Annotated in this window: 16 protein-coding genes and 1 pseudogene; 5 read left to right on the forward strand and 12 right to left on the reverse strand. The window is 63.5% G+C overall.

The genetic code is table 11. The features are described from left to right. Positions 1 to 216 precede the first annotated feature (216 nt). Positions 217 to 966, forward strand: a complete 750-nt coding sequence (locus B4394_RS06650) for an SDR family NAD(P)-dependent oxidoreductase (RefSeq protein WP_078314536.1) — start codon at positions 217 to 219, stop codon at positions 964 to 966. A gap of 100 nt (positions 967 to 1,066) precedes the next feature. Here the strand turns inward: B4394_RS06650 and B4394_RS06655 are convergent, their stop codons facing one another. The 3 genes and pseudogenes from B4394_RS06655 to B4394_RS25910 form a co-directional block, all read right to left on the reverse strand. Further along, positions 1,067 to 2,044 carry an oxygenase MpaB family protein gene (locus tag B4394_RS06655; RefSeq protein ID WP_078308095.1) on the reverse strand — a complete coding sequence of 326 codons (978 nt, stop codon included), beginning with the start codon at positions 2,042 to 2,044 and terminating at the stop codon, positions 1,067 to 1,069. Then, on the reverse strand, positions 2,037 to 2,510 hold the full coding sequence (locus tag B4394_RS06660; protein ID WP_286141906.1) for a TetR family C-terminal domain-containing protein: 474 nt from the start codon (positions 2,508 to 2,510) through the stop codon (positions 2,037 to 2,039). Before B4394_RS06660 ends, B4394_RS06655 begins: the two co-directional genes overlap by 8 nt. A 15-nt stretch (positions 2,511 to 2,525) precedes the next feature. Beyond that, positions 2,526 to 2,774 (reverse strand): annotated as a pseudogene (locus B4394_RS25910) (TetR/AcrR family transcriptional regulator); the annotation flags it as partial. A 494-nt stretch (positions 2,775 to 3,268) separates the two neighbouring features. On the opposite strand from B4394_RS25910, the gene B4394_RS06665 reads away from it, so the two are divergent. Next, entirely contained in the window at positions 3,269 to 4,525 is a 1,257-nt protein-coding gene (locus B4394_RS06665) for a cytochrome P450 (RefSeq protein ID WP_176138287.1), read from the forward strand. Positions 4,526 to 4,545: 20 nt separating this feature from the next. Here the strand turns inward: B4394_RS06665 and B4394_RS06670 are convergent, their stop codons facing one another. From B4394_RS06670 to B4394_RS06680, 3 genes are all read right to left on the reverse strand, one after another. Further along, positions 4,546 to 5,910 (reverse strand): L,D-transpeptidase, encoded by a 1,365-nt coding sequence (locus B4394_RS06670; protein WP_078308088.1) that lies wholly within the window; start codon positions 5,908 to 5,910, stop codon positions 4,546 to 4,548. A 99-nt stretch (positions 5,911 to 6,009) separates the two neighbouring features. Next, on the reverse strand, positions 6,010 to 6,453 hold the full coding sequence (locus tag B4394_RS06675; protein WP_078308086.1) for a hypothetical protein: 444 nt from the start codon (positions 6,451 to 6,453) through the stop codon (positions 6,010 to 6,012). A gap of 85 nt (positions 6,454 to 6,538) precedes the next feature. Next, the gene (locus B4394_RS06680; protein ID WP_078314538.1) at positions 6,539 to 6,973 is read right to left on the reverse strand and encodes a winged helix-turn-helix transcriptional regulator; all 435 of its coding nucleotides are present in this window, start codon (positions 6,971 to 6,973) and stop codon (positions 6,539 to 6,541) included. Positions 6,974 to 7,060: 87 nt separating this feature from the next. Here B4394_RS06680 and B4394_RS06685 point away from each other — a divergent pair, with 87 nt between their 5' ends. Then, a complete protein-coding gene (locus B4394_RS06685; RefSeq protein ID WP_078314539.1) occupies positions 7,061 to 8,299 on the forward strand; it encodes an MFS transporter in 1,239 nt (412 codons plus the stop codon). Here the strand turns inward: B4394_RS06685 and B4394_RS06690 are convergent. Genes B4394_RS06690 through B4394_RS06710 form a run of 5 tightly spaced genes read right to left on the reverse strand, consistent with a single transcriptional unit; the run spans position 8,188 to position 12,464 of the window. Continuing rightward, positions 8,188 to 9,741: a radical SAM protein gene (locus tag B4394_RS06690; RefSeq protein ID WP_078314625.1), complete on the reverse strand. Its 1,554-nt coding sequence runs from the start codon at positions 9,739 to 9,741 to the stop codon at positions 8,188 to 8,190. The genes B4394_RS06685 and B4394_RS06690 overlap by 112 nt on opposite strands. 11 nt (positions 9,742 to 9,752) lie before the next feature. After that, positions 9,753 to 10,208 (reverse strand): hypothetical protein, encoded by a 456-nt coding sequence (locus tag B4394_RS06695; RefSeq protein WP_078314540.1) that lies wholly within the window; start codon positions 10,206 to 10,208, stop codon positions 9,753 to 9,755. Next, complete coding sequence (locus tag B4394_RS06700; RefSeq protein ID WP_078308078.1) at positions 10,205 to 10,540, reverse strand: hypothetical protein; 336 nt, start codon at positions 10,538 to 10,540, stop codon at positions 10,205 to 10,207. Before B4394_RS06700 ends, B4394_RS06695 begins: the two co-directional genes overlap by 4 nt. Next, positions 10,537 to 11,313 carry a prolipoprotein diacylglyceryl transferase gene (locus tag B4394_RS06705; protein WP_078314541.1) on the reverse strand — a complete coding sequence of 259 codons (777 nt, stop codon included), beginning with the start codon at positions 11,311 to 11,313 and terminating at the stop codon, positions 10,537 to 10,539. Before B4394_RS06705 ends, B4394_RS06700 begins: the two co-directional genes overlap by 4 nt. A gap of 59 nt (positions 11,314 to 11,372) precedes the next feature. Further along, complete coding sequence (locus B4394_RS06710) at positions 11,373 to 12,464, reverse strand: UDP-N-acetylmuramate dehydrogenase (protein ID WP_078308074.1); 1,092 nt, start codon at positions 12,462 to 12,464, stop codon at positions 11,373 to 11,375. 26 nt (positions 12,465 to 12,490) lie between these two features. On the opposite strand from B4394_RS06710, the gene B4394_RS06715 reads away from it, so the two are divergent. Further along, on the forward strand, positions 12,491 to 12,994 hold the full coding sequence (locus B4394_RS06715) for a DUF2505 domain-containing protein (RefSeq protein ID WP_078314542.1): 504 nt from the start codon (positions 12,491 to 12,493) through the stop codon (positions 12,992 to 12,994). A gap of 10 nt (positions 12,995 to 13,004) precedes the next feature. Then, complete coding sequence (locus B4394_RS06720; protein ID WP_078314543.1) at positions 13,005 to 13,520, forward strand: DUF2505 domain-containing protein; 516 nt, start codon at positions 13,005 to 13,007, stop codon at positions 13,518 to 13,520. A 9-nt stretch (positions 13,521 to 13,529) separates the two neighbouring features. Here the strand turns inward: B4394_RS06720 and B4394_RS06725 are convergent, their stop codons facing one another. Then, a complete protein-coding gene (locus B4394_RS06725; protein ID WP_078314544.1) occupies positions 13,530 to 14,981 on the reverse strand; it encodes an amidase in 1,452 nt (483 codons plus the stop codon). Positions 14,982 to 15,027 lie beyond the last annotated feature (46 nt).

Here is a 15,027-nt window from a genome sequence, read left to right on the forward strand (position 1 = left end):
CGATACCGCGCCCGAGACGTCAGGAAAGACGTGCAGAAACTAGGCGCAGCGACAGACGCAGCGACAACACAGCTCGCGAGCCAGCGGCAGCCGAGAACCAATACCCGCGATCACGAAAGTGACCCGGGGTTCGGCGGCGCGCTTGATGGACACAGGCGCAATTTAGCATCCCTACGAGCCGATGTCCTAGTAGGCCTTCTGACTACAGTGGCCTGCATGACCAATCCCTCGTTCGACGGCCGGGTCGCGGTCGTCACCGGCGCCAGCTCAGGAATCGGCGCGGCAACCGCTAAATCCCTTGCAGCCCTTGGATTTCACGTTGTGGTTGCGGCTCGGCGCGAGGACCGCGTCAACGCTCTGGCCGCAGAGATCGGTGGCACGGCGGTTGTGCTCGACGTCACCGACGCCGATTCGGTTGCCGCCCTTGCGCAGAGCCTGGATCGGGTGGACGTGCTGGTCAACAACGCCGGCGGCGCGTGGGGCCTGGAACCGGTGCTCGAAGCGGATCTGGAGCACTGGCGCTGGATGTGGGAAACCAATGTGGTGGGCACTCTGCAGGTGACCCGCACCTTGCTGCCCAAACTGATTGCCTCCGGTGACGGACTCATCGTCACCATCACCTCCATCGCCGCGCTTGATGTGTACGACGGCGGCAGCGGATACACGTCGGCCAAGCATGCCCAGGCGGCGTTACACCGCACGCTGCGCGGCGAGCTTCTCGGAAAGCCCGTGCGGCTCACCGAGGTCGCACCGGGTGCGGTGGAAACCGAGTTCTCGGTGGTGCGCTTCGACGGTGACCAGGACCGGGCGGACGCGGTCTACCGGGGCATCACCCCGCTGGTCGCCGAGGACGTCGCCGAGATCATCGCGTTCGTCGCGTCACGGTCTCCGCACGTCAACCTGGACCAGATCGTCGTCAAACCGCGAGATCAGGCCTCCTCTACTCGTAGGGCAACCCGCGACTGAGCCTTGGAGTGTCCCAAAATTCGGCGCACCGGCCGTATTGATACCATCACCGAATGATTGAGTCCCTTTGTTGCACAGTGCGATACGACTCCCCGGCAGCCTAGTTCGGTGAGATCGCCGATGGCCTAACAGGTTCTGGCGAGGCTGACCTGCGGGCGTTGCGCATCTGGTTTCGGTAGTGCTGCAGTGATTCTGGAGAGTAGTGCGTACGCCATGGCATTTTTCCGAAACGGATTCGGCCAGCCATGTACCACCCAACCCATCCGCGTGTGATGGCGACAGGAAGCACCTTCCAGACACGTCGGTGGATCTTCATACTCAGCTTGTCCCTCCTGCTCAGTTCGATACGAATGGCATCGTTGAGGGCATCGGTAGTAGCAATGAGCAATCCGACACGGGCAAGGTGGCGGATCGGCCAACTGACCACGCGCAGTACCGAGCCGGGTAGCCAAGGCATGGCACGAAATGACGAGGGCCTGCGCAACTGGGCAAGCAGGAAGCTGGCGGCTTGCGCGGCATGCGGGTCGACGCTATCCATCCAGGCGCCGTCTCGATACGCGATGAGATCTTCGTATTGCTCTGGAAGTTGGTCGGCGCCGAACAATTGCCCAATCGCCCAGAGTCCTTCGTATGCCTTCTGCTGCACCAGGGGCGACGGCCAGCCGCGCAATTGACCATGAACCTCCATCAACGGCAGCACAATCGCCGCCCACGTCCAATTCCACAGGTCGCGCTCCCAGGCGTGATAGAGAGTTCCGTCGTCCAACTCGCCGTGGATGAACCGGTGAATCTCGCGGATAGCGTTGGCCACCTCGACTCGCTCATCGTCCGCGAACACCACGCCCAGGACGAGGTCGACTGTGTCGCGGGCACGTCCGATGACATCCTCAAGCCGGACTTGGGCACGAACGCTGACCTTGCCGATCCGGTCATGGTCGTCGACACCTTTTCCCCCCTTTGCGCTGAGAACCGGATAGATGAACGACGGGAACGCAGAGTAAAGCGTGCTCAGATCCGCCAGCATGTCGCGAGTGGCGCTACCCGGCCCCAACAGCGCATTCAGTTCGACGCTATCCACTGTGCCGCCCCTTCGTACCGACGAGATCCATCAACCGGGACTGCAGCTCGACCGGCACCATGCCCCGGTAGAAGGCGGCCAGGGCAACCAGAACATCGACAACCACTGTGTGAGGGTCACTCGAAGCCGCGACCAAAGTGTTTCCGGCGCACGCCGCCTTGAGTAAGAGCGCCGCCACCGTTTCCAAAGGCAGTCCCGGCATCAGTTCACCTCGAGTATCCATCGCACGAAGTAACGACACCAGCGGCGATAGCACGTGCTCTTCGTCGATCGCGGCGAGCAACTCGGCGCCCAGAACCTCGGGTGCCTGGCGGAGGAGTTCCCGGTGCACCGCATCCGTCACTGACAACATCGAGAACTGTGCCGCGGCGCCGGCCATGATCTCGACACCTTCACCGTGCGGCCGGCCTGCGAGACGGCGTTCAGCGTCGCGAAGCAATTGCGCAGCGACCTGAAGGCGCTGCACGAAGCATTCTATGAACACTGATCGCTTGTCCGGGAAATGCTTGTAAAATGAACCTTTGCTTAGACTTGCATCATTTGTTAGCTGCGAGACCGAAGTCGCCTCGTATCCCCGCGTTGAGAAGCAGGCGACCGCGCTGTCCACGAGGGAAGCCCGGGTTCCCGCGGCGGTCACCTCACGTCGCGTTGGCGACACACTTTCATCCTTTCCCGCCGGCCCGAACTCGATGTTATGACCCGAAGTCACTCGGCGACCCGTGGTCACCATAGATAGTCATCCCACGTCAGTCAAGGTTTGCTCACAGCCAGCCCTAAGTATCTGTTATTTATAGTTGATAGTACTTCTCGTAACCAGTACTGTCGGGCAGTATGGTCATCTCAACGGTTTCCGCACAGGAATCTGAGTCCGCGCAGAACGCTCCGCTCTTCCCCATGCTGCCGTCGTGGCGCAACTGGGGTGTGTTGCGCATATATCTAAAATTTGTTGCTGGAGTGCAGAATAGATTCTCAATAACCGATTCGGATCAGATCAGCGCGGAGCTGCGCACGCACGGTGAAGGATTCCGTGTGGCAAATCCACACCTCCCTCAGCGACTGAGGTTCCTACTCAAATGGGTGATCCCGGGACACAACCTTGAGTTCCTCACGTTGAACACCCCCGGGTTGTGCCGCGAGCTGTACGGATTGTCGCCAGATCAAGTTGACTTTGAAGTCGGCAAGGACCCATTTCTACGGTTTTTTTTAGGCCCTAACAGCCCATTCTTGCTACACGGCCCAGAGCACGCGGCGGTACGGCGTGCCCTGACTCCCGAGCTCACACTGGCGGCAGTGGAGCGGTACCGGGAGATCAGCATCGAGGTACTGGACCGATACATCGACGAGATGCCGCTCAACGATCCTGTGTCTCTTCAGGAAATGTTCTATCGCTTCACGCAAGAGGTCATATTGCGTGTTGCGTTCGGGCTGGAGGATCAGGATGAGATCGACGAGGGAGTCAGTGCACTCTCTGATCTACTCAGCAGCCGGAACGCATCGCTCAGGACATTGGTTACCCTCTGGCCCGCGGCGCTGTTCTATCAGTTCGTCCGTGGGACGAAGGAGCATCTGCCGCGCTGGCCTGGGCGGCGGATTCAAGAACCCCTTGCGCGAATGGACGCGCTGATCGCCCGACAGATCTCGCGATTCCGGGCCAATCCAGAGATGGACTGCTTTGGCGCCCGGATGGTGGAAAAGGCAGACACCAACCCGAGAATATGGTCCGGGGAGATGTTGCGCGACGCGTTCCGAACCCTCCTCATCGCTGGACACGAGACGTCGGTTACTGGTTACAGCTTCACTATCGACCTGCTGCTCAGGAACCCGGACAAGCTTGCCAAACTTCGCGAAGAGGCACGCGCCGCCCAGTCCGACCGCTACGCGATCGCTGCCAACAATGAGGGACTCCGATTACACCCACCGGTATGGGGTGTACCAGTGATTGCCCGTGAGGACGTCTTGATTGGCGGCCACCGCGTTCGCCGTGGGACATGGATACAGGCAATGCCTGCCGCGATTCACCATGACCCCGATGCGTACGCCAATCCCACACAATTCCAGCCCGAGCGATTCCTGGACAAGGCGCCAGATCGATACGGCTTCATGGCCTTTGGAACCGGCAAGCACCGCTGTCCGGGCATCAATTTCTACCAGCTGGAAGCCAGCATCGTGCTCCACCGAATCTTCGGTCGTCTCGAGCTAGAACCGCACGGCAGGCCCGAGCGCGCCTACTTGGCATTCGCGGCGTTCAGCCGCCCCGCTCTCGGCATGATGGTCATAGTCCGGGATCGCAAGCAGGCAAGTGAGGTCCCCTGCTATCGAGCAAGCACCCAGCACGAAAGAGAGCGCTCAGCGCTGATGCGTGCGCCAGAAGCAGAAGACTTTCCGGCCGACACTTCGCCTCGGGTGACCGAACCTTCGTTGCCCAACGGCGCTCCCGACGAGATTCAGGTATGCCCGTTCACCGGCGCCGCGCACGACTAGACCTCTCGCGCCCGGTAGCGCTATCGGGACGTGGTTGTCGGGGTGCCCGATAGCGACGGTGCGCCCGACGGCGTCAACGGAGCTGACGTCGGCGTCCCCGACAACGTCGGTGCACCCGACGGGGTGAGCGGGACGGTGGTCGGGATGGACGAGGTCGACGGCGTCGAGGTGATCGTCCGCTCCTTCGGATTGGGAGGGAGCGCCGACATCGATTGCCAGGTCGGCCAGTCCACCACCCAATCCCACAGGTCGCCGTCGGCGTACGACAGCTCGATCGAGGTGCCGGTCACCTCGACGGGATCACCGTAGATGGCCGTACGGAAGTACGACTCGGCATCACCCAACGACAAATTGATACAACCGTTCGTGACATTGGTACTGCCTTGCTGACCAACGGTATTGGGGTTCGCGTGAATGAACTCGCCGTTGTTGGAGATCCGGACCGCGAAACGTTCGTGAACGTTGGTATACCCGGCTGCCGGATTGGACATCCAGAAATCCTCGTACTTCTCGGTGACAACATGAATCCCACTGCGGGTGACGTTGCGCGGCAGGTCTGCCTCGCCGTAGCTGCAGGGCAAGTCCAGGATGGTGCCCTCGTCCGTGGTCACCCGGATACGGTGACTCGGCGCATCGGCATAGACGATCTGGCGGCGCCCCACGCTGAAATCCAGGGACATGTCTTCGTTCCCAAACGCCCCGTCCCCCAGGGGAATCCCATAGAGATTGGCTTTCACCCCGACCTTGGTGCCGGCCTTGAAGTACTCACGTGATCGCCAATGCACTCGGGAACCCTGCTGTTCGTCGGGCAGCCAGGCCCAACCACCTTCGGTGGGCGGGTCACACACGATGCTCAACGATTTCTCCGCCGCGGCCTTGTCGGCGATATGCGCATCGAACTGGATGATCACGGGAGCCGCGATCCCCACCGTCTGCCCATCGGCGAGCTGGAACTGACCGTTGACCTTCGCCGTGGGCACCAGGGTGGTGAATGTGCCGGACACCGCAACGGCCTTGCCGTCCAGCCCTACGGCCGAGCCCTTCCAGGTGTACGTCACATCGAATCCGAGGGGCTCGGTGGTGCGGAACCTCGTTTGGTCGCGACTGAGCGCTCCGGCGACGACCTTGCCGTCGGCGTTGACCAACTTCACGTCCCGGAACCACCCGTTGGCCACGGTCACGCTGACCGGCGCGGTCGGGTTGACCTCCTTGGCCTTGTCGTCGGGCAAGAAGGTCAGGACGGCGCCCGGCGACGGGACATCTTGCGGCGCATTCGAGCCGACGGTCGTGCAGGCGGCAGCAACAGCGGGCACGGTCAGACCCAGCATCGTGAGCGCGCGCCGTCGCGTCAGCGCATCACCGAAATTTGGTCTGGGGTACTTCACGACACCCCACGATACGGCCCACCGCGGACAGCTTCGCCCGGCCCGACCAGGATCACACCCCAGATCGTGCGGGACCTGCGGTTTTGCCGGGCCCCGCGACTAGTAGACCGGGATATCGAAGATCGCCGCAGGCGCACCGTACTGCGCACCCCAGCCCGCCCAGGCGACATCGCTCGGTCCCACCCGCTTGTCGACGAGCGCCCAACCCTGCTCGCCCTGATGCAGCAGGGCTATGTATTTCTTCGACAGGATGCCATTGGCGGAGGCTTCGGCAAAGGGCGTGCCGGCGTAGTCAATGGGGCCGCCGTCGGGCTCCTGCATGGCCGACCAGAGGAAGACCCATCCGTCGGCGGACTTGAGGCTGCGCACATCCAGGCGCACCGGCTTGCCGAGCTGGGCCGTCACGTCCGCGAGCGCCGGCGCCAGGATCGAGGCCGCTTCCGGGGACGCCGGGTCCACCGGCGTCGCGCCGGGGTCGGCCGTCGCGAGCGGCGGCGCGAGCAGGGCGACGCACACCAACAGCACCAGGAATCCGATCCGCATGGGTCCTCCTTCGTTCCGCGACATGGGAACGGTAGACGACCGCAACCCGCATATGCGGAAGGCGCGGATTCCGGCTCGACCAGAACTAGCCGCCGATCACGGCCGTATCTTCCGGAGCCAGTGCGTGGCCGTCTGCCGCACGCAGCTCGAAGCGCTGCACCGGACGGGACGTCTCGCGATCGACCAGGGCGACGCGCCGTTCTCCAGGGGCGAAACAGAACTCGTCGCTCCACTGTCTCAGGGCCACCAAGACGGGAAACAGCCCACGCCCTTTCTGTGTCAGTTGGTACTCATGCCGCGCCCCGGCGGGAACGACCTCGAGGATGCCGTTGTCCACCAATGTCGCCAGACGAGAAGCCAGGATGTTCTTCGCGAGCCCAAGACTCTTCTGAAACTCCCCGAACCTCCGTAAACCGTCAAACGCGTCACGAACGATCAGCAGTGACCAACCGTCCCCGATCTCACCCAGCGGCCTGGCCAGGGTGCAGCTCGAATCCGCGTGACTGGCGCGACCCACCATGGACAGCCTCCCTTGGTTGCAATATGCAACCATTCATGCCAGGCTCAAATGGTTGCGAAGTGAAACCAACTCTACCGAGGGGCGCGCGTGCTGACCAGACCCGTCATCGTGTTGTTCTCGATCGCCTGCGGCCTCGCGGTGGCGACCATCTACTTCTCACAGCCGCTGCTGGACACCATCGGGGCACAATTCTCCATGCCCACAGCACAAGTCGGCATCGTGCTAACCCTCACCCAGGTTGGGTACGCCATCGGCCTACTGCTGATCGTGCCCCTTGGCGATACCGTCAACCAACGTCGGCTCATCGTCGGGCAGACCGTTCTGCTGGGTGTATCTCTGCTGGCCACAGCGATATCGCCCAACCCGTGGACGTTCCTGCTCAGCGTCACCGCCGTCGGCGCACTCGCGGTGGTGACGCAGGTGATGGTCACCTACACGGCGGTACACGCCGAGCCAGAGCGGCAGGGATGGGCCGTCGGCGTGGTCACCGGCGGCATCATCAGCGGTATTCTTCTGGCGCGCACGGTATCCGGCGCCCTGTCCGACCTGTTCGGCTGGCGAGCGGTGTATCTGGTGGCCGCCATTGCCGCCGTAGCGACCGCAGCGATTTTGACGCGCGCGCTGCCGCACTCCACCCACTCGCCCCAGGGGCTGCCCTACGGACAACTGGTCGCCTCCACGCTGCGACTCCTGCGCGACGTGCCGGTGTTGCGCTCGCGGGCCATCATCGCGATGCTCATCTTCGCCGCCATCACCGTCCTGTTGACGCCCATGGTGTTACCGCTCACCTCTGGCCCATACCACTTGTCGCATACCGAAGTCGGGTTGTTCGGGCTAGCCGGGGCGGCGGGCGCGCTGGGTGCGTTCAAGGCCGGATCGTGGTGCGACAAGGGCTGGGCCAACCGGGTTACCGGCGTGGGTCTGTCGCTGATGTTGACGGCATGGGTATTCGCGGCGACTCTGCGCTGGACCCTGCTCGGACTGACCGTCGCGGTCGTGATCATCGACTTCGGGCTGCAGTCGGTGCATGTGGCGAATCAGAGCCTCATCTACCGGCTGGATACCGAACTCCACGGCCGACTCACCGCCGCCTACATGACGTTCTATTCCATCGGCAGCGCCATCGGCGCCATCGTGTCGACCTGGGTGTACGCGACCCACGGTTGGGGCGGCGTCTGCCTGCTGGGTGCCGCGATCAGCCTTGGCGCACTGTGCTATTGGATTGGGAGCAACACCAGCTCGGGCGTGGAGGCCGCCGCGGACACCGATAGCCGCTGCCGGGAAAGTGCCGGCCATGCCTGCACCGCACAGAACGGCGCGCACTGATCCTGCGCGGCATGCGTCGCGACATGCACGCAGCATTGAGTGAGCCGCTCCTCGATCATCGTCGACATATCCATGAACGGCTTGACGGTGATCCGCACTATGCGCTCTCCGAGCATGCGCCGCAGCTTCGCCCTCCGTCCCGGCAACGCCGAGGCAGCAAGGGTCATCAATGTGGCGATACCCAAATCGCAGCTGTCGCAGATGGTCTTCCACACATCGCCGATAGTCGGATGCGACAGAGAGGATTGCTCGGACAGCAGGCCCAACAGCGACTCTTTCACCGCCAGCCGCAGCTGCTGCGGAACCTCCTGATCGGCAATGCGATTGGATACCAAACCAAGGTTCTCCTTGAGGCGATCGTGTCCGATCAAGGAGGTCAACGACCGCCACACCGCGGCATCATCGCGCAGCATGTATCCCACTGAACAGCAGTGCGGGTGCGAACACGGCAGCGCCGTCAGGTCACGCCAGGTGACGACGTCTCCGGTCTGCGGGCCAAGACGTTTCAGCACACCGGTGTGAGTCAGCCGCTGCATGGGGTCGATCACGCCCGCCCGGCCGGACCCGAACTGCGGCTGTATCGAGACACCACCCACGTAGGGCGTGTCGAAGGCGAGACCGATGACCGCGCCGATATCCGCGTCGTTGACTCCGAGCGCCGCAGTCATGACCAATGTCGTGAAGATCTCACTGTCCGAGAGACGTTGTACCGCCGCGGCTTTGATTCTCGTCAGATCGCCACCCCGATGATGCCGCGAAGCGTCGGCCGACGGACCGTCGTACTGGAGATAGACCTCTACGCGCTCACGGTGACGAGCCAGCAGCTCTAGCAAGGCATCATCGCGGGCAATGAGAACACCGTTGGTATTGATCAGGATTCGGGTGATCGGTCGAGCCATCAGCTCATCGAGCAGCCGGGCAAGCTCCGGGTACACAGTGGGTTCGCCACCGCTGAGCATCAAGACATCCAGTCGGCCGTTCTCCCGTGCAAGCCGCTGGTCGACATTGCTGAGCACCCGCTCCACCGGTACCACACCGTGCAAGTCCGGCGAGGAATCAGCAAAGCAGGTGGGGCAGCGCAGATTGCACGCCTCGGTGATGTCTGCCAGCAGGATGCACGTGTGCTGGGTTTGCATCTCGGGCAACCCCCGCAGATAAGCCATCGGGATGGGATCGAAGTTGCCCGGCACATCCGGTACATGGGTCTTGGTGGGTGCCGTCCATTCCTCCAGGTACTCAAGGATCTCAGCGTCCTCGTCGTACAGCGTGCGCACCAACCCATGCACGCGGCAGGCCCGTTCGAGCCACACCCGGTCGTCACGGTGGGCGAGCCAGCCCGAGAGCCGGGCCACCTCCGCGAGGGGGCGCTCCGGGTTCGCCTCGTGGCACTGCGGACAGAAAGCGTTGACGTACCGCAAGATGCGGTCCCCGCGCAGCCCCATACCCGCCACGTCTACTCCAATCCGTCCAACATCGAAAGACAGCCCACAATGAACCCCGTCATGATCGCCACGGTTGCCCAACCGATCATGAAGCCGATTCCCAGCCCGCGGACCCAGTCCCGGCCCCACACTGTCAACGCGAGCCCACCGCCCAAACCGATGACCGACATCACGACGGCCACCACGGTCGCCCGGGTATCGGGTGCGAACCCACCACTCATCGCGTTCTCCAGCACCAGAAAGGTTCCGAACGTCATCACCCAGAAGACGAAGACACCGACGAAGGTCATCCCCACCACCGCACCACCGCTGGATTTCGGCGGCGGCTGCCGATAGGGGTAGTAACCGAGCGGATACGGCGGATATCCGGGCGGCAGCGGATATCCGGCGGGACCGTACTGCTCCGGGCCATACGGGTATTGCTGAGGTTGCTCACCTTCGGGCGGCGGTTGCGGCGGGATGCTCATTGGTACAACACCGGATTCAGCCCCGTGCAGATTCCGACCGTGAGCATGGACACCAATGCCCAGCCGACCATCAGGCCCACACCCCAACCACGCTTGTCACGATCCCCCGTTCTGATGAGCACCGTGCCCACGCCGAAAGCGACCGCAATCCCTACCAGCGCAACAAATCCGGGCACCACCTCGAGGCCGGCACCGTACCTGTCGGCCAACGACCCGCCGATCATCAACGAGAGGAATCCAAACACCGCGTTGCCGAAAATGAAGGAGAGTGCACCGGCGACCATCGTCGCCCCACTCGTGCCGGGTTTGGGCTGTTCGGGTGGATAGCTCATGCCGTCACCACCTCGGCGCGGCGCTTGCGGAACATGCCCTGGTAATAGCCCGCACGGTTTCCGCGCCATAGCCTCCATGCGGCCAGAGTCATTCCTAGCAACAGAACCCATTGCGGACGAGTGAGATTCAGCCAAACTGTTTCGTTGGCGCGGGTGAACTCGACGAAGAACCGGAACACCGCGTACGCGGACACATAGAGCACGAAGAGCTCACCGGGATGTGTCACACGCGGACGCAGCCACCACCACAGCACGGCGAAGGCCACCACCTGGAAGGCGATCTCGTACAGGAAGGACGGATGCATGGCCACCCCGGCCAGGCACCCCGGACAGTTCGGTCGCGATGCCGGAGCGTGCACCCCCCACGGCAGCGAGGTCGGCCGGCCCGGGGCCTCGGTGAGGTGACATCCGATCCGGCCCACCGCCATACCCAACGCCACCGCGGGCGCGAACAGATCGCCGGTCTTAGCCTGGTATCCGATGAGCCGCTTGGCCACCAAGACGCCGACATATGCGCCCAACAGCCCGCCGATGATGCTGCGTGACCCGAACATCCACGCCTCGACAAGGCTGGGATTATGCACCGGGTTGAGATGTTCGATCCAGCCCGAGAGTCGCATACCGATCGCACCGCCGACCAAGGCACCCGCCACCGCGATCAATGACTGCTCAGCGGGAGCACCCCTGCGTCGTGCTTCGTAGGCGAAGACCACGGCAGCAACCAGCACTCCGAGCCCTACGAAGAGCCCGTGCACGCCAATTCCCAGCCCCATCGGCTCACTGTACGAGCCAGTACCGGGGATACGCAGCGCAAATGCGCGATTACCGGAAGTTACAGCGCGCAGCCCACCAGCACCGGCTCGGGGACCAGCCGGACACCGAAGGCGGCCAAGACCCCGTCGCGAACGGTACGCGCGAGCTCCAGTAGGTCGCCGGTACTCCCTCCCCCGCGATGAGTCAGTGCCAGTGCATGTTTCGTGGACACCCGCACCGAAGACTGCGCGCCCGGATACCCCTTGACAAAGCCGGACCGCTCCACCAGCCAGCCCGCCGAGAGTTTCACCCCGTCCGGGGCCGGATACTGCGGAATGGCGATATCGGGCCCGAGCCGTTCGTGGGCGCGTTCCCGAACGTTATCCAGATCACCTTCGGTAACAACAGGATTCGTAAAGAAGGAACCGACACTCCAGGTGTCGTGATCGGACTCGTCGAGCACCATGCCCTTGCCCCGCCGCAGGCCGAGCACCGCCTCACGCACCGCCAGCGCATCAGTGCGCGCCCCTCGATCCACCCCGAGCTCGTTGGCAAGCTCCGGGTACCGGATCGGAGAACTCAAACCGTCGGCGGATAAACCGAACTCAACCCCGAGTACCACCCGGGCATCGGTGCCCTTGAGAATGCTGGTGCGATAGCCGAACCCCAGCTCGCCGGGCTCGTACCACCGCACGTGGCCAGTCGCCCGATCCAGTACCTGTACGCGCCGCAGCAGCGCGGCCACCTCAACGCCGTAGGCACCCACGTTCTGCACCGGCGTGGCACCGGCGGTGCCCGGGATTCCCGAAAGACATTCCAGCCCCCCCAGACCGGCCCGCAGTGATAACGCCACAACCTCGTCCCAATTGGTCCCCGCGTCCGCGCGCAACAGCGGCCCGTCCACCGTCACACCGGCCGAGGCGATGTGCACCACCGTGAGGTCCGGAAGGTCGTCGGCCAAAACCAGATTCGAACCGCCCGCGAGCAACAGGACGGGATGGCCGTCCAGCGCGGCCAGCGCACCGGTCACCTGCGCACTGCTCTCGCACCGAATGAGCGTGGAGGCCACCGGCCCCAGCCGCAGGGTCGTCAACGAGGCAAGCGGAGCATCGTCGGTCACCACGGCGCCGAGATCCTCGATCTTCGCGCGCGTTGTTGGTGCCAAGCTCACGGGGGGTAACGGTAGCCTTGCCACCCATGGCACGCTCATTTGACCTGTCAGTGGAGTATTCGGCCAGCGTCGAACAGGTCCACGCGGCCCTCGCCGACGAGGACTACTGGAATGAACGTCTGGCCAGCTCCGGCGCCGACACCGCCACCCTGGATTCCCTGAAGTCCGACGGCGGCGCACTCGAAATCGTCACCACGCAAGTGCTGCGCAGCGACAGGCTGCCGGGCATCGTGTCGCAGTTTCACCGAGGCGACCTGCAGATCGTCCGCACCGAGAACTGGAGCGCCATCACCGATGGTGCGTCCGAGGGCACCGTGGTGGGCTCGATACCGGGCGCACCCGTCACCCTGTCCGGTGCCGCACGGCTGCACACCGGCGCCAAGGGCTCACGCCAGGACCTAAAGGTCAGCGTGGAGGTGAAGATCCCCCTGGTCGGAGGCAAGATCGAGGGCTTCGTCGGCGGAAAACTCATGGACCTGTTATCTGCCGAACAGCGATTCACCTCGGAGTGGATCGCCACCCACGGCTAACCTGGGTCCGATGTCCAGGCGTTCGGTGTTCACCGTGAATTTTCCGGCTCCGGCCGAGAAGATCTACCAGGACTTCGCGAGCCGGGACTACTGGGAAACCCTGATGTCTGCGTATGGGTGGATCACACCGGTCTCGGAGATTCACACCCTGACGGTGACCGACCGCGGTATCGACGTGGTGGTCAAACAGAATCTGCCCCGCATGTATCTGCCGCCCATCGCGCAGAAGGTGATGCTCACCGACATGATCATCACCCGGACGCAGCATTTCGAGCCGTTCGATCAGGGCAAGGGATCCGCGAAGGGCAGCTACGGTGCCTCAGTACTCGCCGGACCGGGCGCCTTCACCGGGGTGTGCAAGCTGTCCGATACCGATCAGGGCTCGCAGCTGAGACTCGCCAGCACGTGCAAGGTGTATATCCCGTTCATCGGGGGCAAGCTCGAAGACCTGATCCTGTACCACGTCAACGACCTGTTCCGTGTGGAAGAAGGTTTCATCGCTGACTGGATCTCGAAGCACCACTAGTTGCACGCACTATTTCGGAGCCTCGAACCCGCCAATCTTCTGCTCGAGCAGTTCGGCCATCCGCAGCGGGGTGCGGTCCTCGAACATGGGACCGATGAGCTGCACGCCCACGGGCAGGCCCGCCGCGGAGCGGCCCGCTGGTATCGCGGTGGCGGGCAGACCGGGCATGGTCGCCACGCCGGCCCAAACCAGCTGATTGACGAACGGGTACGCGATACCGTCGATGGTGACCTGCCGCGCTTGTAAATCCGGTTCGTGGTCGTGCGGGAAGGCGGGAGTGGGCGTGATCGGGCACACCACCACATCGAATTCGGCGAAGAGCTGCCGCCAGCTGTGGCGGTGAAGCTCGCGACGGTTGTTCGCCTCGATCCATTCGCGGTGACTAAACACCGGACCGCGTAACCACGCGGTATCGAAACCCCGGTCATCTGGATTCAGTGCGGCGGCGAGGATCCGCAGCTGCTCGTATCTCTCCACGGGATAGCCTGCCGCAAGATTCGAGGTGAGTAGCTCGGCATAGAGCGCTGCGGCGTCGGTCAGATCCGGCAGCAGCGGACTGTGCCGTTCGACGCGGGCGCCGCCGTCGACGAGCGCATCGGAGACGCGGTCAACGGCTGCCCGCACGGCGGATCCGGTGGGGATGAGTGGATGCTCGTCAAGAACCAGAACACGAAAGTCGCGGAGACGATCGTGGCGGGCCGGTGGTAGAGCGACGTCGAACCCGACGCCCAAGGTGAGCGGGTCCGGCCCTGCCATGACCTCCAGAAGCAGGGCGAGGTCGCGGGCCGTGCGCGCCATGGGGCCGACCACGCTCAGATCGCGGTCGGTAGGCAATGGTGGATTGGGCGGAGGAAGATGACCGCGATTCGCCACAAGTCCGAGTGTTGGCTTATGCGCGTAGACGCCGCAGAAATGAGCGGGTGTGCGCAGCGAACCGGCAATGTCTGAGCCAATGGACAGTGCGCCGAATCCGGACGCCAGTGCGGCGGCTGATCCACCCGAGGATCCGCCCGGCGTGCGAGCGTGATCCCACGGGTTGTTGGTAGTGCCGTAGATACCGTTGAAGCTCTGTAAGTCTTGAAGCATCAAGGGCACGTTGGTCTTTCCGAGCACGACGGCCCCGGCGGCCTTGATCCGCGATACCTGGACCGCGTCGTCGGTCGGCCTGTAGTTCTTGTGCTGGGGCATGCCCCAGGTCGTGGTCAGCCCCGCCACGTTGTAGGACTCTTTGACGGTCATCGGGATACCGAGCAGCGGCCGATCCTCGCCGCGAGCACGTGCCTGATCGGCATGGCGCGCCGCGGCCCGCGCACGATCGAAGTCCGGTACACAGATCGCGTTGATCACCGTGTCGTCCTGCTCGATACGGGCGATTGACTCGTCGGTCAGTGCTACTGATGTGACCTCACCGGCGCGCAACGCGGCCGAGAGCCTCTCGGCCGACTCAAAACTCCACTCCATGATCTGACGTTATAGGCCTGCCGCCGAGGACATAAAACACCTTTGA

It is taken from the genome of Mycobacterium sp. D16Q16, from assembly GCF_002013745.1.
GTDB lineage: Bacteria > Actinomycetota > Actinomycetes > Mycobacteriales > Mycobacteriaceae > Mycobacterium.